This is a genomic window from Raineyella antarctica (assembly GCF_900092135.1).
GTDB lineage: Bacteria > Actinomycetota > Actinomycetes > Propionibacteriales > Propionibacteriaceae > Raineyella > Raineyella antarctica.
Genome location: NZ_FMYF01000010.1, coordinates 21,763 through 44,145, shown reverse-complemented (window position 1 = coordinate 44,145; position 22,383 = coordinate 21,763). Strand labels below are relative to the sequence as shown.

The 22,383-nt window shown below is 70.8% G+C and carries 20 protein-coding genes; 7 read left to right on the top strand and 13 right to left on the bottom strand.

Annotated elements, in window-relative coordinates:
* Positions 1 to 260 precede the first annotated feature (260 nt).
* From GA0111570_RS13550 to aceA, 4 genes are all read right to left on the bottom strand, one after another.
* Positions 261 to 1,601 (bottom strand): cysteine desulfurase-like protein, encoded by a 1,341-nt coding sequence (locus GA0111570_RS13550; protein WP_092612347.1) that lies wholly within the window; start codon positions 1,599 to 1,601, stop codon positions 261 to 263.
* A gap of 209 nt (positions 1,602 to 1,810) precedes the next feature.
* On the bottom strand, positions 1,811 to 2,827 hold the full coding sequence (locus GA0111570_RS13545; protein ID WP_092612344.1) for an alpha/beta hydrolase family protein: 1,017 nt from the start codon (positions 2,825 to 2,827) through the stop codon (positions 1,811 to 1,813).
* A 178-nt stretch (positions 2,828 to 3,005) separates the two neighbouring features.
* Positions 3,006 to 5,234 carry a malate synthase G gene (locus GA0111570_RS13540; protein ID WP_217634177.1) on the bottom strand — a complete coding sequence of 743 codons (2,229 nt, stop codon included), beginning with the start codon at positions 5,232 to 5,234 and terminating at the stop codon, positions 3,006 to 3,008.
* Positions 5,235 to 5,266: 32 nt separating this feature from the next.
* Positions 5,267 to 6,538 (bottom strand): isocitrate lyase, encoded by a 1,272-nt coding sequence (aceA, locus tag GA0111570_RS13535; RefSeq protein WP_092612338.1) that lies wholly within the window; start codon positions 6,536 to 6,538, stop codon positions 5,267 to 5,269.
* 130 nt (positions 6,539 to 6,668) lie between these two features.
* On the opposite strand from aceA, the gene GA0111570_RS13530 reads away from it, so the two are divergent.
* The 3 genes from GA0111570_RS13530 (at position 6,669) to GA0111570_RS13520 (ending at position 10,431) form a co-directional block, all read left to right on the top strand.
* A complete protein-coding gene (locus GA0111570_RS13530; RefSeq protein WP_217634176.1) occupies positions 6,669 to 8,153 on the top strand; it encodes an XRE family transcriptional regulator in 1,485 nt (494 codons plus the stop codon).
* Between the two features lie 127 nt (positions 8,154 to 8,280).
* Positions 8,281 to 9,033 (top strand): metal-dependent hydrolase, encoded by a 753-nt coding sequence (locus tag GA0111570_RS13525; RefSeq protein WP_175557497.1) that lies wholly within the window; start codon positions 8,281 to 8,283, stop codon positions 9,031 to 9,033.
* A gap of 102 nt (positions 9,034 to 9,135) precedes the next feature.
* Positions 9,136 to 10,431, top strand: a complete 1,296-nt coding sequence (locus tag GA0111570_RS13520; RefSeq protein ID WP_092612329.1) for a radical SAM protein — start codon at positions 9,136 to 9,138, stop codon at positions 10,429 to 10,431.
* A 99-nt stretch (positions 10,432 to 10,530) separates the two neighbouring features.
* On the opposite strand, the gene GA0111570_RS13515 is transcribed toward GA0111570_RS13520, so the two are convergent.
* The 5 genes from GA0111570_RS13515 to GA0111570_RS13495 form a co-directional block, all read right to left on the bottom strand.
* Positions 10,531 to 10,806 carry an SHOCT domain-containing protein gene (locus GA0111570_RS13515; RefSeq protein WP_092612326.1) on the bottom strand — a complete coding sequence of 92 codons (276 nt, stop codon included), beginning with the start codon at positions 10,804 to 10,806 and terminating at the stop codon, positions 10,531 to 10,533.
* A 190-nt stretch (positions 10,807 to 10,996) separates the two neighbouring features.
* Positions 10,997 to 11,680, bottom strand: a complete 684-nt coding sequence (locus GA0111570_RS13510) for a phosphoribosylanthranilate isomerase (RefSeq protein ID WP_092612323.1) — start codon at positions 11,678 to 11,680, stop codon at positions 10,997 to 10,999.
* Positions 11,677 to 12,381 (bottom strand): indole-3-glycerol-phosphate synthase, encoded by a 705-nt coding sequence (locus tag GA0111570_RS13505; RefSeq protein ID WP_092612320.1) that lies wholly within the window; start codon positions 12,379 to 12,381, stop codon positions 11,677 to 11,679. Before GA0111570_RS13505 ends, GA0111570_RS13510 begins: the two co-directional genes overlap by 4 nt.
* Positions 12,378 to 13,745, bottom strand: a complete 1,368-nt coding sequence (trpD, locus tag GA0111570_RS13500) for an anthranilate phosphoribosyltransferase (protein WP_092612317.1) — start codon at positions 13,743 to 13,745, stop codon at positions 12,378 to 12,380. The genes GA0111570_RS13505 and trpD overlap by 4 nt, the downstream gene beginning before the upstream one ends.
* A gap of 68 nt (positions 13,746 to 13,813) precedes the next feature.
* The gene (locus GA0111570_RS13495) at positions 13,814 to 15,073 is read right to left on the bottom strand and encodes a saccharopine dehydrogenase family protein (RefSeq protein WP_092612314.1); all 1,260 of its coding nucleotides are present in this window, start codon (positions 15,071 to 15,073) and stop codon (positions 13,814 to 13,816) included.
* A 123-nt stretch (positions 15,074 to 15,196) separates the two neighbouring features.
* Here GA0111570_RS13495 and GA0111570_RS13490 point away from each other — a divergent pair, with 123 nt between their 5' ends.
* On the top strand, positions 15,197 to 15,664 hold the full coding sequence (locus tag GA0111570_RS13490; RefSeq protein WP_245703214.1) for an SRPBCC domain-containing protein: 468 nt from the start codon (positions 15,197 to 15,199) through the stop codon (positions 15,662 to 15,664).
* A 122-nt stretch (positions 15,665 to 15,786) separates the two neighbouring features.
* Positions 15,787 to 16,443, top strand: a complete 657-nt coding sequence (locus GA0111570_RS13485; protein ID WP_092612308.1) for a phosphatase PAP2 family protein — start codon at positions 15,787 to 15,789, stop codon at positions 16,441 to 16,443.
* Positions 16,444 to 16,500: 57 nt separating this feature from the next.
* Here the strand turns inward: GA0111570_RS13485 and GA0111570_RS13480 are convergent, their stop codons facing one another.
* The 4 genes from GA0111570_RS13480 to GA0111570_RS13465 form a co-directional block, all read right to left on the bottom strand.
* A complete protein-coding gene (locus tag GA0111570_RS13480) occupies positions 16,501 to 17,685 on the bottom strand; it encodes a type II toxin-antitoxin system HipA family toxin (protein WP_092612305.1) in 1,185 nt (394 codons plus the stop codon).
* Complete coding sequence (locus GA0111570_RS13475; RefSeq protein WP_175557496.1) at positions 17,682 to 17,879, bottom strand: helix-turn-helix domain-containing protein; 198 nt, start codon at positions 17,877 to 17,879, stop codon at positions 17,682 to 17,684. The genes GA0111570_RS13480 and GA0111570_RS13475 overlap by 4 nt, the downstream gene beginning before the upstream one ends.
* A gap of 213 nt (positions 17,880 to 18,092) precedes the next feature.
* Positions 18,093 to 18,920 carry an SDR family oxidoreductase gene (locus tag GA0111570_RS13470; RefSeq protein WP_092612302.1) on the bottom strand — a complete coding sequence of 276 codons (828 nt, stop codon included), beginning with the start codon at positions 18,918 to 18,920 and terminating at the stop codon, positions 18,093 to 18,095.
* A complete protein-coding gene (locus GA0111570_RS13465; RefSeq protein WP_139283252.1) occupies positions 18,917 to 19,987 on the bottom strand; it encodes a sulfite oxidase in 1,071 nt (356 codons plus the stop codon). The genes GA0111570_RS13470 and GA0111570_RS13465 overlap by 4 nt, the downstream gene beginning before the upstream one ends.
* Positions 19,988 to 20,150: 163 nt before the next feature.
* On the opposite strand from GA0111570_RS13465, the gene GA0111570_RS13460 reads away from it, so the two are divergent.
* Positions 20,151 to 21,191, top strand: a complete 1,041-nt coding sequence (locus GA0111570_RS13460) for an alpha/beta hydrolase (RefSeq protein ID WP_092612299.1) — start codon at positions 20,151 to 20,153, stop codon at positions 21,189 to 21,191.
* 58 nt (positions 21,192 to 21,249) lie between these two features.
* Positions 21,250 to 22,239 carry an NADPH:quinone reductase gene (locus GA0111570_RS13455; RefSeq protein ID WP_217634175.1) on the top strand — a complete coding sequence of 330 codons (990 nt, stop codon included), beginning with the start codon at positions 21,250 to 21,252 and terminating at the stop codon, positions 22,237 to 22,239.
* Positions 22,240 to 22,383: the final 144 nt, after the last annotated feature.

Below are 22,383 nucleotides of genomic sequence, written 5' to 3'. Positions count from 1 at the left end.
CGGGGAACAACGGGAGGAAAACAAGAAGGGCCGGGGACCTATGGTCTCCAGCCCGCAGTTGGTGTGGTCCCCGGACGACGGTGTCCGTGGGTGCCTGGCTCAGAAGCGCAGGCCGCATTCCTCGGCCTGCGCCTGCTGGGCGGCGGTCTGGCGGAAACCCTCGAGCCAGATCTGGGCGATGGTCCTGTTGTTCTCGTTGCGCTCCATCATGTGTTTCTCCTTCGTCCTGTCCGGGGCCGGTCCCCCTGACAACCCCAACTTTATGTCTTGCGTAAAACAAAATCAAGTGCGTGCCGAGGCGCGGTCCGTCCAGCGGTCCTGCGGCCACCGTCTCGGGCCACCCAGCGCGCTGCGGCGACCTCGGCGACGCCCTCGAGCAGCCGGTCGACCTCCTCGGCGGTCGTGTACGGCGCCATCCCCACCCGAACGCCTCCAGCGGCGCCCAGCCCCAGCCGGTGGGAGCATTCCCAGGCGTAGAAGTGCGAGGCCGGCGCATTGATGCCGCGGGTTGCGAGCAGTCGGTAGACCACCTGGGGGTCGACGCCGTCCAGGGTGAACAGCAGTGTCGGCGTACGACGGACGGCGCGGGAGTGGACGGTGATCCCATCGATCCCGCGCAGACCGGCCTCGGCCTGCGCGCGCAGCCGGTCCTCGTGCTCCTCGATCGCCGCGTACGAGGCGAGGAGTCGCCGGCGGCGGGGGAGTGGCCCCGTAGCCCTGTTCCCGGCAGCGTCGGCCGGCTCGGCCATTCCGGCGACACCGGCGAGACCGGCGAGGAAATCCACGGCCGCGGTCGTGCCGGCGAGCAGTTCGTACGGCAGCGTGCCGAGCTCGAAGCGCTCGGGCACCCGGTCGGTCGAGGGCAGCAGCTTGTCGGGCCGCAGCTGCTCGAGCAGCTCGGCCCGACCGGCGGTGACGCCCAGGTGGGGCCCGAAGAACTTGTACGGGGAGCACGAGACCAGGTCCGCCCCGAGCTGCTCGCGGTCGACGGAGGCATGCGCGGCGAGGTGGACCGCATCGACGTGGACCAGTGCCCCCGCCGCATGGGCGGCAGCGATGATCCCGTGCAGGTCGGGCCTGGTCCCGACCAGGTTGCTGGCAGCGGTCACGGCGACCAGCCGGGTCCGCTCCGAGAGCACCTCGGTCACGGCGTCGAGCGGCAATTCGGCGGTGTCGGGGTCGACGTGCGCCCAGCGCACGGTAGCGCCGACGGCCTCGGCGGCAAGGACCCACGGCCGGATGTTCGCGTCGTGGTCCAGGGAGCTGACCACGACCTCGTCAGCCGGGCCCCAGCCGTGGCAGCGCGCCAGCGTCCGGGCCAGCTCCATGGTGTTGGCGGTCATGCTGCGCCCGAAGATGACGGTGTCGGGGTCGGTCCCGAGCAGGTCGCCCATCGCCGCCCGGGCTGCCACCACCGTCTGCTCGGCGAGCCGCTCGGCGGCAGTGACGGTGCCGCGGTTGGCGATCGAGGAGGTCAACGTACGGGCCACCGCCTCGGCCACCACGGCCGGGGTCTGGGAGCCCCCGGGCCCATCGAAGTGCGCGGTCCCGCTGCGCAGGGCCGGGAAGTGCTGGCGGACGGCGTCGACGTCGTAACTCACCCGGCCAACCTAGGGCATCGCAGACCGAGCCGATCCCCAGGATCGCGTGCCACTCGAGGCGACCCAGCAGAGGCTGAACGCCTCGTGGCGGCCCTCGGCGAACTGCTGGACGAGCAGGCCGGACCGGTTCCGAGCGGCTCCGGCGGGCGAGCCGCGAGCTGCCCGACGCGGCCGGGCTCGAGCAGCACGAGAGCTCCTGATTCCCGCCCCTACGACTCGAGGCGTTCGCGCAGGAACGCGTACGTGTCGTCCATCGCGGCCTGCCAGCGCCGCGAGTAGATGTGCGGCTCGCCGCGGCGCAGCCGCAGGCGTACGTCCACGCCGGCCTGCTCCATGTGCGCGGCGGTGGCCCGGGACCAACCGACCGGGCAGATCGGGTCGGCGGTGCCGTGGTCGAGCAGTACCGGTTCGCTGATCCGGTCGAAGAAGGTGCGCGAGGACAGGTCGGGATAGAAGGTGCTGGCCTCGGTGGGCGGACCGTAGCGCCGGCGGATCGCCTCGACCCGGCCGGGGAGCCGGCGGGCGAGCAGGCTGCGGTAGTTGTCGACGAAGCTCGAGCTCACCGCCGCCCAGGTCACCCCCGCCCGGACGATACCTGGCCCGGCCACCAGCGCGTTGGTTGCCACTCCTCCCCCCAGCGACAGCCCGAACAGCGCCACCTTGCCGGGGTCCACCTCGGGCATCTGCTTGAGCGCCTGGGCCGCGTTCAGGGTGTCCTCGGCGAAGCCAAGGCGCAGTTCCAGCTGCAGCTCGTCGGTGCTGGAGGAGGCGCCGTGGCCGCGGTAGTCGGTCTGCAGCACGACGAAGCCCCGGTCGGCCAGGTAGCGCTGTTCGCGCTCCATGCCCAGGCCGCTGACGTACTGGGCCGGCACCGAGTAGCCGTGGGCGAGCACGACCGCGGGGAACGGGCCGGTGCCGCGGGGCACGTAGAGCACTCCGGAGATGTGCAGGTCGGCGCTCGGGTACATCACCAGGTACTTGCGCCACCGGTCGGTGGCCGCCAGTTGCTTGCGCCGGTCGGGGGCCGTGCTGGCGAACGTCCTGCGCATCAGCGCCGGCAGGGAGTCCGGATGCCGCAGCGGCGGCAGTCCGGGTGCCTGATCGGGGGCCCGGACCCGGCGGACGGGCACCGCTGCCATGGTGTCGGTGGTGCTGGAGACAGCCAGGGCGGCTGCCATGCCGGCCCCGGCACCGAGCACCTCACGGCGCGACAGTGGCATGCTCATTCCCCCTGACCGGGCCCGGGTGCGATGACCTCGCCGTCATCCCACACCTGCCTCGAACTGCTGCCTCGAAGGTACTGCCCGGACGGTCCGGGGGATCAGCCGGGGCGTCCTTCCGGACGGACATGAGCCCCACCGGCCGGGGGCCGGTGGGGCTCACGCGTGGTGCACCACGGTGGGGTCAGCTGATGCCGTGGCGGTCCTTGAACTCCCGACGTCGCGCGTGGAGGATCGGTTCGGTGTAGCCCGACGGTGACGTGGTGCCCTGGAGCACCAGGTCACGGGCGGCGCACCAGGCGATCGAGTCCTCGTACGATCCTTCGGGCGTGGTGGGTGTCATCGGCAGGTAGTCCGGATCGCCGGCGTTCTGCTGGTCGACGACCCCGGCCATCCGCTTCAGCGCCTCGACGACGAACCCGGCCGACACCACGTCGTGGTGGATCCAGTTGGCCAGCATCTGGGAGCTGATCCGGCAGGTGGCGCGGTCCTCCATCAGGGCGATGTCGTTGATGTCCGGCACCTTGGAGCACCCCACGCCCTGTTCGACCCAGCGGACCACGTAGCCCAGGATGGACTGGCAGGAGTTCTCGACCTCGTTGCGCCGTTCCTCCTCGGTCCAGTCCGGGTCGGTGGCCAGCGGGATCTCGAGCAGGCCGGCCAGGTGGGCCCGGCGTCCCTGCCACATGATCTGTGCCTGGCGCTCCCGCACGTCCACCTCGTGGTAGTGGGTGGCATGCAGGGTGGCGCCGGTCGGTGAGGGCACCCAGGAGGTGCTCGCCCCGGCCGTGGGGTGGGCGACCTTCGTCTCGAGCATGTCCGCCATCAGCTCGGTCATGGCCCACATGCCCTTGCCGATCTGTGCCCGACCGGGCAGCCCGCAGGCCATCCCGATGTCGACGTTCCAGTCCTCGTAGTTCTTCATCCAGGTGGCGGACTTCATCTCCGCCTTGCGGATCATCGGGCCCGCGGCCATCGACGTGTGGATCTCGTCCCCGGTGCGGTCCAGGAAGCCGGTGTTGATGAAGATGATCCGGTCGACGGCTTGTTCGATGCAGGCCATCAGGTTCACCGTGGTGCGGCGCTCCTCGTCCATGATGCCCATCTTGATGGTGTGCCGCTTCAGGCCCAGGACGTCCTCGACGGCGGCGAAGAGCTCCGAGGTGAACGCGACCTCCTCGGGGCCGTGCTGCTTGGGCTTGACGATGTAGATCGACTCGGTGCGCGAGTTGGCCCGCTCATTGGCCCAGGCCAGGCCCGGCAGCGCGCACAGGGCGGTGACCAGGGCGTCCAGGATGCCCTCGGGCAGCTCGTCGCCGTTCTCGTCGAGCACCGCCGGTGTGTCCATCAGGTGGCCGACGTTGCGGCACAGCATCAGCGAGCGTCCAGGCAGCCGGAGCGTGGAACCGTCCGGGGTGGTGAACTTGCGGTCCGTGGCGAGCGTACGGGTGAACGTCCGTCCCCCCTTCTCCATCTCCTCGGCGGCGCTACCGTCGTTGAGGGACAGCCAGTTGCGGTAGCCGATGACCTTGTCGGGTCCGTCGACCGCGGCCACGGAGTCCTCGAAGTCCATGATCGCGGTGACCGCGGACTCCAGGACGACGTCGCTCACCGATGCCTTGTCGGCGCGACCGACCGAGCTGTCGGGGTTGATCCGGATCTCGATGTGCAGCCCGTGGTTGCGCAGCAGGATCCCGGTCGGGGCCTCGGCGGTGCCGGTGAAGCCGACGTACGCGTCCTCCTGGGCCAGGCCGACGACGCGGCCGGACTCCAGCTTGGCCAGGAACAGCCGGCCGGCGCGGTACTCCACCACGTCGGCGTGCGAGCCCGAGGTGAGCGGCACGGCCCGGTCGAGGAACTCGCGTGCCCAGGCGACGACCCGCTCGCCCCGGACCAGGTTGTACCCACGGCCACGCTCGGCCCCGTCCGCCTCGCTGATCGCGTCCGTCCCGTACAGCGCGTCGTAGAGCGAGCCCCACCGGGCGTTGGCGGCGTTGATCGCGAACCGGCGGTTCGTGATCGGCACCACCAGCTGCGGCCCGGCCATCTGGGCGATCTCGGTGTCCACGTTCCGGGTCCGCGCCCGGACCCCCATCGGCTCATGGCGCAGGTAGCCGATGTCGCGGAGGAACTGCTGGTACGCCGTCGGCTCGGGGACGCCCGGGTGCTCCCGGTGGTACTCGTCGATGGCCTCCTGCAGGCGCTCGCGCTCCTGCAGGAGGGCGCGGTTGGGGCCGGTGAACTCGTTGAAGAGCCGGACGAAGCCGTCCCAGAACCGCTCCCGGTCGACAGTGGTGCGGGGGAGTGCCTCCAGGTCGAGGAACTCCACCAGGCGGCTGTCGACCAGCAGGTTGCCGATCGGCTCGTGGGTCTCGATCCGGAACATGGCCGGAAGTGCTGTCGATGTCGTCATGGTGGTCTCCTCGCCTGGGTTACGTCGTCGGATCAGAACTGGGCGTGCTCGGTGGAATCCTTGAGAGCGGTCGTCGAGCTCTCCGGGTTGACCACGGTGGCGATGTCGTCGAAGTAGCCGGTGCCGACCTCGCGCTGGTGACGGGTCGCGGTGTAGCCGCGCTCCTCGGCAGCGAACTCGCGCTCCTGCAGGTTCACGTAGGCGGTCATGCCCTCGCGGGCGTAGCCCTCGGCCAGGTCGAACATCGAGTAGTTGAGGGCGTGGAAGCCGGCCAGGGTGATGAACTGGAACTTGAAGCCCATCGCGCCCAGCTCGCGCTGGAACTTGGCGATCGTGGCGTCGTCCAGGTGCTTCTTCCAGTTGAACGACGGGGAGCAGTTGTAGGCCAGCAACTGGTCGGGGTGCTTGGCCTTGATCGCCTCGGCGAACTTCTTGGCGGCCTCCAGGTCGGGGGTGCCGGTCTCCATCCACAGCAGGTCCGCGTACTCGGCGTAGGCGTTGCCACGGGCGATGCAGGCATCGATGCCGTTGCGGACCTTGTAGAAGCCCTCGCTCGTACGCTCCCCGGTGAGGAACTCCTGGTCGCGCTCGTCGACGTCGGAGGTGATCAGGGTGGCGGCCTCGGCGTCGGTGCGGGCGATGATGACCGACGGGACGTCGGCGACGTCGGCGGCCAGGCGTGCGGCGTTGAGCGTGCGCTCGTGCTGCTTGGTCGGGATCAGCACCTTGCCACCGAGGTGGCCGCACTTCTTCTCGGAGGCCAGCTGGTCCTCCCAGTGGACGCCGGCGGCGCCCGCCACGATCATCGACTTCATCAGTTCGTAGGCGTTCAGCGGGCCGCCGAAGCCGGCCTCGGCGTCGGCCACGATCGGGACCAGCCAGTCCTCGACGGAGCGGATGCCCTCGGAGTGCTCGATCTGGTCGGCGCGCATCAGCGCGTTGTTGATCCGGCGCACGACCTGCGGGACCGAGTTGGCCGGGTACAGCGACTGGTCGGGGTAGGTGTGGCCCGACAGGTTGGCGTCGGCCGCGACCTGCCAGCCGGACAGGTAGATGGCCTTCAGGCCGGCCTTGACCTGCTGGACGGCCTGGTTGCCGGTCAGTGCGCCGAGGGAGTTGACGTAGTCCTCGGTGTGGATCTTGTCCCAGAGCCGCTCGGCGCCGCGACGGGCCAGCGTGTGCTCCTCCTGCACGGTGCCACGCAGCCGGAGCACGTCCTGGGCGGTGTAGTCACGCTTGACGTTCGCCCAGCGCGGGTTGGTCTTCCAGTCGTGCTGGATCAGTTCGGAGGAGGTGTAGGTCATGACCGTTCCTTCGGCTCTGGGGCCAGCTTCCTTGCTGTGCGCCTCGTAGGACCAACTCTCCGGTACGCGCCAGTCATTTTGGAGAAAATTCTTTGGAAAGAAATGCATATCTTCAGGTATTGTGAATATCGTGCTAGTCAACGATGATCGGCCCACCGGTCCCGACGCCGCAGCAGAGCCTTTCGACCCGTTTTCACTCGGACGCCGGTTGCGCCACCTGCGCAAGGAGCGCAACCTGACCCTGGCGCAGGTCGCCGAGCAGGCCGGCATCGCAGCATCGCAGCTGTCGCTGCTCGAGAACGGCAAGCGCGAGGCGAAGGTGTCCACCCTGCAGGTGCTCGCCCGGTTGTACGAGGCGACGCTCGACGACCTGACCGCGCCGGTGCCGAGCCGCCGTGCCCAGCTCGAGATCGAGCTCGACCGCCACATGAACTCCACCCTCGCCCGGGCCAAGGGCCTGCCGAGCGTGCGGATCTCCCCGCGGATGCCGATGGACGTGCTGGAGGCGCTCGTCGGGCTGCACCGCGAGATCGCCCACGACGCGGCGGAGCGGGTCGCGACACCCGAGGAGGCCAGGCGCGCCAACGCCCTGCTGCGCGACGAGATGCGCGCCCGGGACAACTACTTCGGTGAGCTGGAGGCGGAGGCGGCCAAGCTGCTGAAGCGCGTCGGCTACGTCTCGGGGCCGCTGTCACAACACGTCATCGGCGAGATCACTGCGCACCTCGGCTTCTCCCTGCAGTACGCGAGCGACCTGCCGCACTCGACCCGCTCGGTCACCGACCTGAAGAACATGCGGATCTACCTGCCCACGGCGGGCCTGGGTGACCAGGACCCGAAGTCGGTCCTGCTGCAGGCCCTCGGCCACTATATCCTCGGCCACACGCCACCGACGAACTACGGTGACTTCCTGCGCCAGCGGGTCGAGACCAACTACTTCGCCGCGGCGCTCCTCATGCCGGAGGAGCCCGCAGTCAAGTTCCTGGAAGAGGCCAAGTCCCGGCGGGAGCTGGCGCCGGAGGACCTGAGGGACACCTTCGCGGTCAGCTACGAGGCCGCCTGCCACCGGTTCACGAACTTCGCGACCAAGCGCCTCGGCATCCCGGTGCACTTCCAGCGGGTGCACGAGTCCGGCATCATCTACAAGGCGTACGAGAACGACGGGATCAGCTTCCCCCAGGACAGCCTGGGCGCGATCGAGGGGCAGCCGGTGTGTCGTAACTGGACCTCGCGGCAGGTGTTCGACGTGGCGGACAAGTTCAACTCGTTCGACCAGTTCACCGACACCCCGAGCGGCACCTACTGGTGCACGGCTCGAGTCGACCGGACCGGGGTGAGTGGGTCGTTCTCCACCAGCATCGGGGTGCCCTACCGGGACTCCAAGTGGTTCCGGGGGCGGGACACGAAGGAGCACTCGGTCTCCACGTGCCCCGATCCGAACTGCTGCCGCCTACCACCGGCGGCGCTCACCGAGCGCTGGTCGTCCATGTCCTGGCCGAGCGCGCGGACGCACGCGCACCTGCTGGCCGCGCTACCACCGGGCACCTTCCCGGGCGTCGACGACGTGGAGGTCTATCGGTTCCTCGACTCGCACTCGGGTCCGCCACAGGCCTGATCGACCGGTCCGGTCCATCCCGGGGGATCGTGGCGCAGCCGCAGGGGTTAAGGTCAGGCGTGATCGACGAGGGATTCGGTGCCGTGGAGTCCGAGACAGCACCTGGGACAACAGCACCGGAGCCTTCGTGCTAGGGCGAACCCATGCGACGTCGGGGGTAGCCCTGGCGCTCGCAGCCGTCCCTGCCCTGACCGGGCTCGGGGTCCTCGGCAACGCGTGGAGCATCCCGCTGGTCGCCGCGGCGGCGGCCGGCGGTGCGATGATGCCCGACTTCGACCATCCGAGCGCGACGATCGCGCGGTCCCTCGGGCCGATCTCGAAGGGGTTGGCCTCGCTGGTCGGGCACATCTCCGGCGGTCACCGCCAGGGCACCCATTCCATCCTCGGCGCGGTGGTGTTCACCGCGATCACGGGCCTGCTGATGTGGGTCGGTGGCCTGGTCGCCGGCCTCTGGTGCGGCTTCCTGTTCGCCGTCGGGTTCGCGGCGCTGCAGCTGCGTTTCTCGAAGACGTCGATGGTCCTGCACACCCTCGTGTCCCTGGCGGTCGGTGTCGTCCTCGTGGCGATCACCACGTCGGACCTGTACGTGCCGCTGGGGCTGGTCACCTGGAGCTTCGGAATCGGGTACGTCGCACACCTGCTCGGCGACACCCTGACCAGGGAAGGCGTGCCCTACCTGTTGCCGCTTTCCAGGATCCGCTTCCATGTTGCGGACCTCACGACCGGCAGGTTCTTCGAGAAGCACGTCCTTTCCCCGGTGCTCAGCCTGGTCGTCGTCGGGGAGATGTCCTGGCTCTTCACCCGGTCCGCCGACCCGACCGCCTTCCTCGACAGTGCGCTGTTCGCGGCACGGACCGCGTTCACCAACCTCCTCGCCTGACGCGGGCGCACCAGCAGCGGCGGCCCCCAGGCGTGCTACTGCCCCGTCGTCCTTCGGGAGCGAGCACACCCCGATCACGAGCGGTCGTGGGACGATGTCTCCATGGGCGAGGTTTCCGGGCTGGGACCTGCGGACGTGGTCGCCATGCTGGACGCACCCGTCGGTGCGTACGTGCATGTCCCCTTCTGCACGCGGATCTGCCCCTTCTGCCCGTACAACAAGGTCGTCCCCCGCACCGGGCAGCCCGGGCGATACTTCGCCGCGCTGCTCGGTGAGATCCGGCGCTACCTGGATGCCGGGATCGCCGGACCGGGAGGTTTCACGTCGTTGTACGTGGGCGGCGGGACTCCCACCCTCTTCCCCGAGGCGCTCGCCGAGCTCCTTGCGGACTTCCCGGTTGCCGGCGAGCGGGCGATCGAGGTGCTGCCGACCCATGGCACCCCGGAACGACTGGACACCCTGCGCGCCATGGGATTCAGCGCCGTGAGCATCGGCGCCCAGTCCTTCTCCGACGACGTGCTGCGCCACTTGCGTCGTCCGCATGACGCCGCGGAGACCCGAGCCGCAGTGGAGGCCGCCGTGGGGCGCTTCGATCTCGTTGACGTCGACCTGATCGTCGACGTCGAGTACGACGACGCCCATGCGGGGGCGTTCCTGCGCGACCTGCGGACCTGTCTCGAACTCGGGGCCGACCAGGTCTCGACCTATCCGCTGATGCGTTTCGGGTACACCCCGTTCGGCCGTGCCCGGCACGAGCGCAGGCGTGAGCACGAGGTCCTCGCCGCGGCGACCGACATCGCGGCGTCGTACGGCTACGAGCGTCGGTCTGTCTGGACGTTCAACCGGCGCTCGTCGGCGAGCTACACCTCGATCACCCGCCGTCGTTTCCTCGGTTTCGGCGCGGGGTCCTCGTCCTTCCTCGGCCGCAACTTCCTGGTCAACCACTTCGGGGTCGAGACCTACATCGCGGCGGTCGACCGAGGTGAGCTGCCGATCGCGCGTCGGCTACAGCTGGGTGGGGCCGGTGGGCTCGCGTACGACGCCTTCTGGCAGGCCTACGCCGGCGCCATCGACCTCCCGGCCCTGCAGGCCTCGTACGGACGCCTGGCTGACGTCTTGCGGGCCCCGCTGGCGCTCGGTGCCCCGGCTGGCCTGTTCGCGCAGCCGTCCGGCGATGGTATCCACGCGCTGACGCCGCGCGGATTCGATCGGTACCACGACCTGGAGCGTTGGGTGACCTACCACCTGATCGAGCCGCTGTGGGCCGAGATGCTGGCCGAACACGACCGTGAGGGGGGACGGGCGGCCTGGGCCACCACCGTCTCCGCCCGGCGTGGTCCGCTCTGGCCGGTGGTCTCGCGCGTGTTGGAGCGTCCCCGTCCCGGGCAGCACAGGTAGGCCAGGGAGGCAGGGCGCACGGCACTGACGGGCTTCCCCGAACCGCCGGAACGACCCGCCGGCGAGGACCACGCCGCACCGCCCGAAGGGTGGACGCGCCTACCCGGGGGTCGGGGCCGGTCGTTGCAGCACAGCCGTCATCGCGCGGAACTGGTCCTGGTCGATCTCGCCCCTGGCGAAGCGCTCGCGGAGCAGCACCATCGCGGTGTCCGGCTGGGAGATCCTCCCCTTGGGGAACCGGGCGTCGACCTCGCGCCGGACGATCACCAGAGCCACCGCCCAGAACGCGAGGTAGGCCGCCATCGACAGCAGGCCTGAGGCCGACGTGCCGCGGCCGGCCAACTGGCGGGCATTCGGCTCGTAGAACGGATGCATCGCCTCCCCTTTCGCCGGAGTCCCTGTTCGTCATCGTAACCGGCACCTCTCGTCGTGGGGCCCTCTGGCGAACATGCAGCCCTGCTCAGACAGGCGGGGAATCTTGGTGTTCCGGCCGCGGGCCTGGTCGCGGTGGTCCTCGTCGGGTGGTGGTGGGTCTCGACCGGAGGATCCTGGAACCTGACCCTCATCAGCCCCGAACAGCGGCCAGGAACGCCCGGACCCGGTCGGGGTCCTTGTGCCCGACCGGCCCCTCCACCCCACTGATCACGTCCACCCCGTACGGCTGCACCGCCTCGATCGCCGCCTCAACGTTGTCCGCCCGCAGGCCGCCGGCCAGGACCACCGGCACCCCTGCTCCCTCCCGGACCGCCCTGGCCACCCGCAGGTCGACCGTGCGGCCGGTCCCGGCAGGGCGGTCCCTGCTGACCGAGTCGACCAGCAGGATGTCGACGCCCGCCTCGGCGTACCACCGCGCGGTGGCCAGCGGGGTCCCGGGCACCGGGTGGGCGGTGAGGAGGCGTCCGGAGTCCACGTCGAAGCGCAACGCCTTCACCACCCGGATGCCCAGACCGTGCAGCTCTCCGACGAGCCGGGCCGTGGTGCGCGGATCCTCGTCCGCGTGCAGCTGGACCAGGTCGGGCCGCAGCTCGCCGGCGATGGACAGGACCCGCCCGTGATCGTCGCCGACGACGGCTACCCGCTCGACCCCTGGTGGCACCAGGGCCATCAGCTCCCGGGCACGTGCCACGGTCAGGTTCCACGGCACGTCGGCGGGATACTCCACCACGAAGCCCAGCGCGTCCACCCCTGCCCCGACGCAGGTCGCCACGTCCTCGGGGTGGCAGATCCCGCAGATCTTGGCCCAGGTCATACCGGCCAGCCCACCCCGGCCAGCCCACGCAGGAAGGCCACCGTGTCGGGGGCACGCAGCGCGGCGGTGCCGACCAGCACCGCATCCGCCCCGGCGGCCGCAGCCCGGCGCACGTCCGCCGGGCCGGCGATCGCACTCTCGCTGACCACCGGTCGGCCGGCGGGGTAGAGGCCGGCCAGCTCGGCGGTCCGGGAGACGTCGCTGTCGTCGACCTCAAGGACGGTGATGTCCCGGTTGTTGATGCCCAGCAGGTCGCCGGGCAGGGCCCCGACGATGCGGGCCTCCTCAACGGTGTGCGCCTCCACCAGCGTCTCGATGCCGCGGGCCCGGGCGTGGTCGACCAGTGCCGCCAGGGTGTCGGCCTCCAGGTGCGAGGCGATCAGCAGCAGGGCGGCGGCGCCGGCCTGGACGAACGGGTCGATCTCGTCGGGGGAGGTCACGAAGTCCTTGGCCAGCACCGGCAGGTCGACCGCGGCGACGACGGCCCGAAGCACGTCCATCGAGCCGCCGAAATGCTCGGGCTCGGTGACCACGCTGATCCCGGCCACGCCCGCCGAGGCCATCGCCCGGGCGTACGTGACCGGATCGCGGCCGGCCAGCAGGTCGCCCTCCTTGGGGGAGCGGCTCTTCACCTCGCTGATCACCGGGAAGAGACCCGCGTGCTGGCGATCCCGGATGGAGGCGACGAGGGAGCGGGTCATGCCTGCGCCCGCGAGGCGGCGATCAGCTCGTCCAGCTTGGCGTTGGCGGCCCCGGAGTCGAGGACCTGGCGGGCCAGCGCCACGCCGTCGGCGATCGTGGCGGCCTTGTCGTTGACGTACAGCGTCGCGCCGCAGTTGAGCAGCAGCATGTCGCGGCGCGGGCCGGTCTCGGCACCGGTGAAGATGTCCCGGATGATGCGGGCGTTCTGCTCCGGGGTGCCGCCGGTGAGGTCCTCGATCGTGCATCGTCGGAGTCCCACGTCCTCCGGGGTCAGCTCGTAGTAGCGGATCCGGCCCCGGTGCACGTCGGCGATGGACGTACGTCCCAGCAGCGACAGCTCGTCCAGGCCGTCCAGGCCGTGCGCGATGAGAACGTGGTTGAAGTCCATCTCGGCGACCACCTGGGCCATCATCGAGACCAGCTCGGGCTTGTAGACGCCCATCGAGTGGTTCCGGGCGCCGGCCGGGTTGATCAGCGGGCCGATGATCGTGAAGAAGATCGACTTGATGCCCAGCTCGTTCTCCGGGCCGAAGACCCGGCCCATGATCGGGTGGAAGGTGGGAGCGTGCAGGAACGCCACGCCGACCGTCTCCAGCAGCCGGGCCGCCTGCTCAGGGGTGGAGTCGATGTCGATGCCGAGGGCCTCCAGTACGTCGGCGCTGCCCGAGGAGGAGGAGATCGACCGGCTACCGTGCTTGGCGACCTTCACCCCGGCGGCCGCCGACAGGATCGCGTTGGCCGAGCTGACGTTGAAGGTGGTCAGGCCACCCCCGGTCCCGCAGGTGTCGGACAGCTCGCCGGCGACCTCGACACTGAACGGCACGGCCACCCGCCGCATGGCCTCGGCGATTGCGGCGACCTCCTGGACCGTCGGGCCCTTGGTGGTCAGCCCGACCAGGAACCCGGCGATCTGCACGTCCGACAGTTCGCCGGCGTTGATCGCGGCGATGACGGCGGAGATCTCGGCCCGGTCCAGGTTGAAGTTGTCGGACAGCTTGGCCAGGATCGGGGCGATCGCCCGGCGGCCGCGGGCCAGCTGGGACTGGGCCGCCTCGCTCCCCGCATCCCCGGGGGCGCCGGGGGCGGTGTCCAGGGCGGGGGCCCCGCCGGCATCCAGCCGGCGGAACTTGTACTGCTTGAAGGCGGTCACCGTCCGGGTGTCCCGGATGCCGGGCAGGTTGGCGATCTTGTCGTTGACGACGTCGGAGAGGTTCTCGTACTCGTGGACCTGTACCTGGGCGAGCAGGTCGTACGTCCCGGTGGTCGAGTAGACCTCGGACACCTCCTCGATCGCGCTCAGTTCGGTGGCGACCCGGGAGAGGGCGCCCTTCTTGACCTTGAGGGAAACCATCGCGGTGATCACGAGGACATCTTTGCGGTTTCCCGTGCCGGCGTGTGCCGGTTCGGGTGCTGGCGGAACAGCTGTGCGGTTCAGGCGACTCGTTCGACGGCGAAGGTGAAGCCCTGGCTGCGCAGTCGGTCCACCAGGACAGCACCCAGGGCGGTCGCCGGGGTGAGGACACCGGTGCGGTCGGGGAGCCGTGGACCGTCGAGGGCCAGGCAGAGGGCGCTCTGGCCGAGCATGATCGCTGTCCCGTCGTAGCCGGGATCGTGGTCGGCGGCGACGGTGGTCCGGTAGCGGGCGCCGGTCGAGGTGGTGGCGGTGATCTCCATCCGGAACCGGCCGGCGGCGCGTCGGGCGGCGCTCGGCCCCTGGCCGGGGCTGGGCAGGAGGCGGTCCAGCAGCGTACGGGTCGGCCGCCAGGACAGTCCGGCGGCCACCGAGCCCAGGGCCAGGCCCATCAGCGTCGCCCGCACGGGGGCAGCGGGGCCGGTGCCCAGGTCGCTCACCTCGCGGTAGCGGAAGCCTCGCCCGTACGACCAGCCGGTCAGCGTATTGGACAGCCGCACCAGCCGGGTGTTGTAGCCGGCCATGAAGAACGGGCCGGTCCAGTGGCCGGTGGCCGGGTCGCGGCGGGCCAGGGAGAGCCGGCGCAGCCGCGCGAGCGGTCCGGTCGGAATGTGCCGGTGGGGGGTCGGCTCCTCGGACCGGCGCGGGCTGAACGCGTACCGGTCGGCCAGCACGTGGCGCAGGGCGGGATCCTCGTGGGTCATCATGATCTGCTGGCGCAGCGAGTCGATGGTGCCGCCCGAGATACCCCCGCGCAGTGACGTCACGGCCAGGGTGGTGTCGGCCAGGGTGCCCTGGCCGTCGGCGGCGACCTGCTGCGCGGTGACCAGGACGCCGAGGTCGGAGGGGACCGAGTCGAATCCGCAGGAGTGCACGATCTTGGCGCCGCTGGTCCGGGCAATGCCATCCAGTTCGTCCATGGTCCAGCGGACGAAGAGGACCTCACCGGTCAGGTCGGCGTAGTGGGTGCCCTGCTCGGCGGCGGCCCGGACGACGTCCTTGCCGTGCGGGGCGTACGGTCCGACGGTCGAGGCCAGCACGGTGGTGCGGGCGGCGAGGCGGCGCAGCCCCTCGAGGTCGGTGGCATCGACGGTGACCAGGTCCCAGTCCCGGGCATCGGCGGGCAGCTCCGCCCGGACCTGTTCGAGACGGGGGAGCGAGCGGCCGGCCAGCGCGATCCGGGTGCCGGCCGGGGCGGCGGAGGCCAGGTGGGCGGCCGTCAGGGCACCGACGAAGCCGGTGGCGCCGAACAGGACGATGTCGAACTCTCGGGTCGTCATGCCGCGAGTCTGGCAGGCGGCTGGGCACGGCTGTCGAGGCGCGCGGGGGCGGTCCGGTCCGCCGGCTCTGGAGAGTGGGCCGATCGGCGCGCAGAATTGGCTGTGTTCCGCACTGTCGAAATCGTGGGGGTTGCCATGTACGCGATGACGGTCACCCGACACGTGCAGGCTCCGCGCCCCGTGGTCTACCAGGCACTGGTGGATCCGCTGGCCATCGCCCGCTGGCGAGTCCCCGACGGGATGGTCGGGCTGGTCCACGAATTCGATGCCCGGCCGGGCGGTCGGTTGCGGATCTCGCTGACCTACGTGGTGGCGGACGGGGTCGGCAAGAGCGGGGAGCGTACGGACACCTACCAGGGCACGTTCGTGCGGCTCGTCCCCGACGTGCAGGTCATCGAGACCTCCGAGTTCGAGACCGAGGACACCGGGCTGCGCGGCACGATGACCATGACGACCACGTTGACCGACGCCGGTGAGGGGACCGACGTCACGATCAGCTACGAGGGGATCCCTGACGGCGTGCCCGCGCACGACAACGAGATCGGGACCCGGATGGCCCTGGACAAGCTGGCGCGCCTCGTCGAGACCTGAATCGGACCTCCTCTGCCCCGCCCCCAGCGTTCCGCACGGCACACATCGTGGGCACAGGACCGACAGGGGAGGGGCTCGGGATCGCTCCCTAGGTTGGAGGGACACGCTCGAGAGGACGGACCATGAAACGCACCACCTGGGTTGTCCTCTGCTGCGCGGCCGGGATCGCCGCGCTGTACCGCATCTTCGTGACGACTCTGCCGGGGCAGGAGGTGGACCAGGCCCTGATGACGCATCTGCCGGGCCTCAGCGCCGGCGCGCTGACGCCCGCGGCCGTCACCGCCGCGGCATGGATGGCCGGCGCTATCGCCCCGCTCGTGGGCCTGGTCGCTCTCGTCCTGGTAGGTATGGCGATCGGGAGGCGGCAGTTCCGCCGCTACGGTTCGGCGCTCCTGACCATTGTCGGTGCGATGGTGACCAGTGAATTGCTCAAGCTGGTGCTGTCCCGGCCCGCGATCGACGAGCTGCCGATGGGCAACTCCTTCCCCAGCGGTCACCTGACAGCGGTGGCGTCGGTCGTGGTCGCACTGGTGGTGCTCGCCCCGCTGCGGGCCCGGGCGCCCCTTGCCAAGGCGGGGGCGGTGCTGGTCCTGGCCGCCGGGTGGAGTGTCGTGGTGTTGCAGTGGCACCGTCCCAGTGACGTGGCCGCCGCGATCCTGGTCGCCGTCGGCTGGGGAGCGATCGGGTCGACGATCGCCAGCAGCCCAGGACGCCACGTACGTCACGTGGAAGCCTCGGTCCCCCTGCTGCCCTCCCGCCCCCGGATGGCGATGCGCTGACCGGGCGCTCGGCGCTCGGCGTCCCAGTGCTCCTGCCGCCTGCGGACACGAGCCCGGTCAGGCCTCGAGGTCGTGCCGGCGCCGGAGCAACTCGCCGGCCAGTGCCTGGCGAACGCCCGGGGGCCAGAGAACGGCGCCGGCCTGCAGGTCGTCGGGCACGCTCTCGGTGGCCTCCAGAACCTCGGCCAACGCCGATTCCACCGCCCGTGGGGGCAGCCCGAGGGCCGCTCCGAACCCCAGGAAGTGACATCGGGTCAGGCCCTCGATCGAGCCCTGCAGCGACAGGGCCATCGCAGGGTCGCCGTACGGCAGGGTCGAGGAGACGTCGTAGATCGGGGCTACCCGCCACTCACCGGAAGGCAGCTGCACCACGGAGACGTTCTTGGCGTGCAGGTCGCCGTTGCCGACCAACCAGGCCAGCGCGAACTGCTGGAACATCCCCCGGGCCGCGACCGGACGGGCGGCGCAGGCCTGTGCGACAGCGATGGCCGTCTCCTCGCCGGTGACGGCATACTTGTCGGCGGGGTAGCGGTCCAGCAGTTGGGTGGCGTCCTCCACGGCCAGCTTGGACACCGTGCCGCGGGGTCGGTCGAAGCGGCGGACCAGCAGGCCCGGGCGCCCGTCCCGGTCGCGGATCACCTCGGACTCGACGACCTGCTGGCGCAGTCGTCGCGCCACGTCGAGGAAGTAGGACTCGTTGGCCACTGCGAGTGGATGGTCCGGCGTGTCCAGCTTGATGATCGCGTCGATCCCCGCGAAACGCACGGGCAAGGTGATCCGGCTCGCCGACAGCTTGTCCTGGACCCCCGGTACGGCCCGTCGGTCCACGAAGCCGGCCTCGGCCACCAGGTCGGCGAACCGCAGTGAAGCCAGATCGGTGGACGCGACGGCGGGCGCCGCGGGGGAGGGGTCGGCTCCTTCCGGGAACACCGTCACGTCGCCGACGGTGTCGGAGCCGACCACCAGCAGCAGAGTCAGGTCATCGTCGGCGGAGGTCTTGGCGGCCCGGCGGACAGCGGTGAGGCGACGTCCCTCAGGCAACAGGCCCGCGAAGAACGGGGGCAGGGAACCTCCGTACGTCGTCACCGAGCGGCCCACCGGGAGCGTACGGGCGACCGGAGGACCCGCGTACTCGGGCAGGTAGGTGAAGGTCACCGTCCCGTCTCCGCGCGTCAGGGTGGCGGCCGGACGACCTGCCTTGTAGACCTCGGCGTGCCGGACGGTGCGCAGGTCGACACTCACGTCTGTCGCACCCCTGCGCGCAACTCCAGTCCGAGGGTCGCGAGCAGCATCTCGAGCTTGTCGAGCCGGACCGAGTCCTTGCCGCCCTCCACCAGTCGGACGAACCGCTCCGAGACGCCGGCAAGCTCCGCGGCGTCGACCTGGGTCAGGCCGAGTTCCCTGCGACGCCGTCGTACGTCCTGGGCCAACGTCATGTTCGCCACCTCCAACCGGCATGATCCTGCCGGTTGAATCGCCCGATCCTTGTCCAGCGGTCTGTGGCGAGACGAACCGGCATGATCGTGCCGGTTGGACCACCCGGTGCGTCCGGAATCGGATCTAGAGGTTGAGACCGGCACGATCGTGCCGGTACACGCCCTCCCCCCGGTCCCGATCGCTCCCTCTGGATCCGACGGTGCGGGGTGGGATCATTCGACGAAGGCGTCCGGGTACAGGTCCTCCTCCGCGACGCCCGGGGAGTAGCGGGCCAGGTCGGTGATGCCGGCCTCGGCCAGCACCTCCTCGACGATGAAGGTCTGGCCCGTCCTGCCCAGCGGATCCGTCAGCACGAGGTACGCGGCGTCGGCGTAGATGTCTGGGGTCCGGCTTCGTCGCATCACCTCATCGCCGCCCAGCAGGTTGGCGACGGCTGCCGTCCGGATGGTTGTCCGCGGCCACAGGCAGTTGGCCAGTACGCCGGCCCCGGCGAACTCGGCGGCGAGGCCGAGTGTCGTCAGGGTCATGCCGTACTTCGCGACCATGTAGCCCGGGAACGCCCCCAGCCACCGGGGGCTGAGGTCGAGGGGCGGGGAGAGGGTCAGGATTCGCGGGCTCTCCGCCTGGACCAGCACCGGCATCGCCGCCCGCGAGAGCATGAAGGTGCCGCGCACGTTGACGTCCTGCATCAGGTCATATCGCCTGGGCTCGAGGTCGAGTGTGCCTGACAGGTCGATGGCGCTCGCATTGTTCACCACGATGTCGATCCCGCCGAACGCCGCGACCGTCTCGCTCACCGCTGCGCTGATCGCCTCGTCGTCGCGTACGTCCCCGACGATCCCCAGGGCACTGCCGCCTGCCTCGCGAATCGCAGCGGCGGCTGTGCGGACGGTGCCCGCCAGGCGCGGATGCGGCCGGTCGGTCTTGGCCAGCAGGGCGATGTTCGCACCGTCGTGTGCGGCCCTGAGGGCGATGGCCAAACCGATCCCCCGACTGCCACCCGAGATCAGGAGCGTGCGACCCGCGAGTGTTTCCGTCATCGGACCCCGGACCTGGCCAGGACCGGCACCTGCTGGACCGCGTTGTTGCCCATCCCCTGGACGTTCCATACCTCCTCGGGCTGGGTGTTCCCGGCAGCGTCGGTGGCCCGGCACGCCAGCACGTGTGGCCCCGGAGCGAGGTCGACCTCGCCCGACCAGGCACGCCACGCGTACCGTCCGGGCGCGGCCTCGAGCCTGGCCTCACACCACTGCCCGTCGACACCCACCTCGACCCGTACGACGGGGGCCTGGCCGCTCCACGCCCGACCCCGGATCGTGACCGGGCCGGCGTCGACGTAGCGCTGTCGATCCGGGAAGTCGGGGAAGCCCGGCGGGACCATCAGCGCCCGCACCCGGATCCGGGTCACCGGCTCGCCGGGGTCCTCCGGGTCGCTCTGGTAGCGGTAGGCCTCCGCCTGCTGGTAGCCGCCGAAGGGCTCGGTCACCGCCTCGATCCGGGTGAGCCACTTGACGCTCGTCATCCCGTACCAACCGGGCACCAGCAGGCGCACCGGCGCCCCGTGCTGCGGCTCCAGTGGGCGCCCGTTCATCGCGTACGCCAGCAGGACGTCCTCGCCATCGGCCTCGGCCAGGGTGAGGGCGCGCTGGTAGTCCTGCTCGACGCCGCCCTGCATCCCGTGGTCGGCACCGGTGAACACCCACTCCACCGCCCCGTCCCGGAGGCCGGCCTCGGCCAGCACGCCGCGCAGTGGGGTTCCCGTCCAGTCAGCGGTGCCGATTGCCTCCAGCAGCCACGGCTGGGACTCGGCCCGCGGAGCCATCCGGCCCCGGCCGTTGCCGGCGCACTCCAGTGTCACCGGCACCGAACGTGACGGGCGCGCCAGTAGGTCGGCCAAGGAGAGGCTGAGGGGCGTGTCCACGTGGCCGTCGATCCTGAGCCGCCAGCTGTCGGCGTCGACCTCGGGGATGTCGAAGTGGACCAGCAGGTAGTGCAGTCCGGTCGGGGTGATGTCGGATCGCAGCGCCTCCAGGGGCATGCCGCGATTGCGGAACGCGTTCTGCAGCTCGACCAGCGAGAACCGGTCGGGGGACTGGGGCACGTCCATGACTTACCTTAGGCCTTCTCCCGAGGTGGCGGGAAGAGGTTGAAGGGCCGCTCGGAGGACAGCGGAGGCCCCGGACGTCCACGGCCCCCGACAGCGGACGGACGCGGCTCTTGTGCACTCCGCGCGGTATCGGCAAAACTGGCAGACGAGGCCGGGATCTGCCATGTCTGTCGTCCAGCACGGCGTGACCTGCGCCGTCAGTCGTGTCGCGAGCCCGAGGAGGCCCGATGGTGACCACGGTGGCGCGAGCGTGCCGGTGATGGACGACGCGGTCGCGTTCGAGGAGGTCGCGTTCACCGCTCGGGACCTGTCCTCCGATGGTGCCCGGCTGCGGGGACGCCTGTACGGGCGAGGCGATGCCGGTGGGGATCGTCCCGTGGTGGTGATGGCGAACGGCTTCACGGCCACGATCACCATGACCGCCGACAAGTACGCCGATGTATTCGCCGCCGCGGGTCTGGCGGTGCTGCTCTACGACCATGCCGGTTTCGGCGGCAGCGACGCGGACCAGCGCCTGGTGGTCAACCCGTGGCTGCAGGCCCGCGGGTACCAGGACGCCGTCACGTACGTGTCCGCCCTGGACGGGATCGATGCCAGCCGGATCGCGGTCTGGGGGGACAGTCTGAGCGCCGCCGTGGCATTGGTGGTGGCTGCCGTCGACGAGCGCGTCACGGCGGTGGTGGCGCAGGTGCCGGCCTGCGGTCGCAGGCATCCGCCGGCGGATCCGGACGGCACGCTGTTCTCTGCGCTTCGCGGGACCCTGCAGGACGGCGAGGTGACCGGGCCGGGCACCAGCGCGGGGCCGCTGCCGGTGGTATCGGCCGACCAGCTCGGGACCCCCTCGCTACTCACGCCGCTGACCGCCTTCCGCTGGTTCATCGACCACGGCGCCCGGCACGGCACCGGGTGGGAGAACGTCGCGACCCGGTTCACCCCCGACACCCCTGTGCCCTTCCATGCCGGGCTCGCAGTCCCGCACCTGGCCGTGCCCTCGCTGTGGCTGCTCTCGCCGACCGACGAGATGCCGGGAGCGGCCCCGGAGGTCGCCCGCGCTGCGTACGAGTCGGCCGGAGGTGCCAAGGAGGTCGTGCAGATCCGCAACGGACACTTCGGGCTGGTCTACTGGCCCGGCCAGGTGTTCGAGGAGGCGGCGGCTGTGCAGCGCGAGTTCCTGCTGCGCGTGCTCGGCGAGGCGGCTCGCTGAGGGGGCCGCATCCCTCGTGGCGACCAGGGAAACAGCGACGACCGGGAGGGGACGGGGCATGGACGTGCCGACGAGGATGCAGGCCGCGTTCGTACGGACCCTGGGCGGCCCGGAGCTGATCGAGGTCGGCCCGCTCGACGTCCCGCGGCCGGGGCCGACCGACGTGCTGGTGAGGCTGGAGGCTTCCGAGGTCAACCACGTCGATCTGTTGGTCCGTTCGGGCGCCTACCGGACACCGACGCCGTTCCCGTTCGTCATCGGGCGCGACCTGGTCGGCACGGTTGTCGCAACCGGACCCGGCGTGACGGCGTTCGGCATCGGTGACCGGGTCTGGAGCAACAGCATGGGCCACGGCGGCCGGCAGGGCACGTTCGCGGAGTACTCGGTGGTGGCCCAGGACCGCCTCTACCCGCTGCCGCCCGGGGTCGACCCGATGGTCGCCGCTGCAGTGCTCCACACGGCGGCGACCGCGTCGATCGGGCTGTTCCGTCGGGCACGGCTCGAGCCCGGGCAGACGCTGTTCGTGGGCCATGCCAGCGGGGGAGTCGGCACCGCCCTGGTCCAGCTCGCCGCGGCCGCGGGGGCGCGGGTGGTCGCCACCGCATCCCCGAGGGACGCCGCCTGGTGTCGTGACAACGGCGCCGACGTCGTCCTCGACCACGGGGCACCAGATCTGGTCACCCGCGTGGGGCATGCGGCACCCGAGGGGATCGACATCTGGTGGGACACCAGCGGACTGCCTGACGTGGAGACCGTCCTGCCGCTGGTACGGGTCGGTGGCTCGGTGGTCGTGACCGCCGCGATGGCGGCACGCCCCGCCCTTCCCGTCGGTGCCCTCTACACCCGCGACCTGACCCTGCACGGGTTCGCGATGAGCAACGCCACGGTCGAGGACCTGGCCGCCGCGGCGCAGGTAATCAACCACTTCCTCGCCACCGCGACGCTGCGAGGCCGGGTGGCGGCGGCCCTGCCGCTCGCACAGGCCGCTCGGGCGCACCGGATGCTGCAGGACGGAGGGGTGCACGGCCGGCTCCTGCTGACCCCCTGACCACGGCCGGGCCGCCCCGCGCCGCCCGCGCTCGCGCCGCTCGCGCCGCTCGCGCCGCTCGCGCCGGCCCCGGCCTGAGCGCACCGTCCCTCTCGATCAACCGGCGCCGCCGATCGAGCCCCCGCCTGCGTGCCACCCGGCGGT